Origin of the sequence: Kitasatospora sp. NPDC057595 (assembly GCF_042800875.1) — a bacterium.
Lineage (GTDB): Bacteria > Actinomycetota > Actinomycetes > Streptomycetales > Streptomycetaceae > Kitasatospora.
This window is the reverse complement of the sequence record NZ_JBHVGL010000041.1, coordinates 34,274-34,651: the sequence shown is the minus strand read 5'-3', so window position 1 is coordinate 34,651 and position 378 is coordinate 34,274. Positions and strand designations below refer to the sequence as shown.

The 378-nt window shown below is 75.7% G+C and carries 1 protein-coding gene; it reads left to right on the top strand.

The annotated features are described in order from the left end of the window. Positions 1 to 278 (top strand): electron transfer flavoprotein subunit alpha/FixB family protein (locus tag ACFU9E_RS34415; RefSeq protein WP_380715644.1); only part of this gene is annotated, 278 nt, incomplete at its 5' end. Between the last annotated feature and the right edge of the window lie 100 nt (positions 279 to 378).

The window sequence follows — 378 nt, the reverse complement described above, 5'->3', positions numbered from 1 at the left end:
CGGTCGGTGCCTCGCGCGCCGCCGTCGACGCCGGCTGGTACCCGCACAGCAGCCAGGTCGGCCAGACCGGCAAGCAGGTCTCCCCGCAGCTGTACATCGCGGCGGGCATCTCCGGCGCCATCCAGCACCGGGCCGGCATGCAGACCTCGAAGACCATCGTGGCCGTCAACAAGGACGCCGAGGCCCCGATCTTCGAGCTGGTCGACTACGGCGTGGTCGGCGACCTGTTCGCGGTCCTGCCGCAGCTCACCGCCGAGGTGAAGGCCCGCAAGGCCTGATACGGCGAGGAATCGTAGCGGGGGCGGGCGCGGGCGTTCGCCGGGCGCGCCCCCCCCCGCCTGCCCCCGGCCGCCCGGCGGGCGGCCGGCGGCCGGGCGA